1 protein-coding gene is annotated in these 527 nt (G+C 45.0%); it reads left to right on the top strand.

What is annotated here, in order from left to right; translation table 11 throughout:
- Positions 1-12: 12 nt before the first annotated feature.
- A partial coding sequence (locus tag A3761_RS05610) for a GGDEF domain-containing protein (RefSeq protein ID WP_156491638.1) occupies positions 13-527 on the top strand: 515 nt, incomplete at its 3' end.

Raw genomic sequence — 527 nt, 5'->3', positions numbered from 1 at the left:
GCCAACACATCAATGGAAAACTCCTTAATCGTTGTGAAGGAGGAAGTCAGTACTTTAAAAAGGAACTTGGAAGAACTGAACGAAACGGCGTTTACCGACCAGCTCACCGGCATCCCGAATCGACGAGCATTTGATGAGTCTATTAAAACACTAGTAAATGAGTTTGAACAAACACTGAAGCCCTTCTCTCTCCTATTTATGGATATTGATCACTTCAAATCGTTTAATGATACGCACGGCCACGCAGTAGGCGACAAAGTTTTAACCTTTATCGCAACAGTTCTAAAGAAGGGTGTCAAAGGTGACGATATCGTCGCTCGTTATGGAGGTGAAGAATTCGTGGCGCTATTACCCAACACACGCTACGAAGGCGCACTCGTTGTAGGCCAGCAGCTATGCGATAAGGTCGCCAGTAAAAACCTGGTTATGGGCAGTGATAAAAAAGTCACCCTGGGTAATATTACCATTTCTGTCGGTGTTGCGTGTATGCAAACCTCTGACACAATTGATGGCTTAGTAGAGCGCGC

Source organism: Oleiphilus sp. HI0123 (assembly GCF_001635315.1).
The sequence above is the reverse complement of the archived record's forward strand: the minus strand, read 5'-3'. Positions and strand labels throughout refer to the sequence as shown.